Annotated in this window: 1 pseudogene; it reads right to left on the bottom strand. The window is 67.7% G+C overall.

From position 1 onward, the window contains the following. A pseudogene (locus ACTWPW_RS64355) lies at positions 1-909 on the bottom strand (DNA-directed RNA polymerase subunit beta); the annotation flags it as partial.

Below are 909 nucleotides of genomic sequence, written 5' to 3' on the forward strand. Positions count from 1 at the left end.
GCGCCATCTCGCCGTTGTCGGTGCACGGACCGTCGGCGATGACCTGGTTGACCTCCACCCGGTCGCCCTCGGCCACGATCGGCTTCTGGTTGAACGAGGTGCCCTGGTTGGACCGCTTGAACTTGGCGACCCGGTAGGTCGTCCGGGTGCCGTCGTCGTTCATGACGGTGATGTAGTCGGCGGAGACCTCCTCCACCACACCGGCCTTCTCGGCGCTGATCACGTCGCCGGCGTCGGTCGCGGCACGGTATTCCATGCCGGTGCCGACCAGCGGCGCCTCGCTCTTGAGCAGCGGCACCGACTGGCGCTGCATGTTGGAGCCCATCAACGCCCGGTTGGCGTCGTCGTGCTCGAGGAAGGGGATCATCGCGGTGGCCACCGACACCATCTGGCGCGGCGACACGTCGATGTAGTCGACCTCCTCGGCACGGGCGAGCTCGGTCTCACCGCCCTTGGTGCGGACCAGGACGCGCGACTCGGCGAACGACCCGTCGGCGTTGAGCACCGTGTTGGCCTGCGCCTTGACGTAGCGGTCTTCCTCGTCGGCGGTGAGGTAGTCGATCTGGTCGGTCACCTTGCCGTCGACGACCTTGCGGTAGGGCGTCTCCACGAAGCCGAACGCGTTGATCCGGCCGTAGGAGGCCAGCGAGCCGATCAGGCCGATGTTCGGGCCTTCCGGGGTCTCGATCGGGCACATCCGGCCGTAGTGGGACGGGTGCACGTCACGGACCTCGAAGCCGGCCCGCTCACGGGACAGACCACCGGGACCCAGCGCGGACAGACGCCGCTTGTGCGTCAGGCCGGCCAGCGGGTTGGTCTGGTCCATGAACTGCGACAGCTGCGAGGTGCCGAAGAACTCCTTGATCGACGCCACGACCGGGCGGATGTTGATCAGGGTCTGCGGCGTGA

The sequence above is a fragment of the Nonomuraea sp. KM90 genome (assembly GCF_052246675.1).
Taxonomy (GTDB): Bacteria; Actinomycetota; Actinomycetes; order Streptosporangiales; family Streptosporangiaceae; genus Nonomuraea.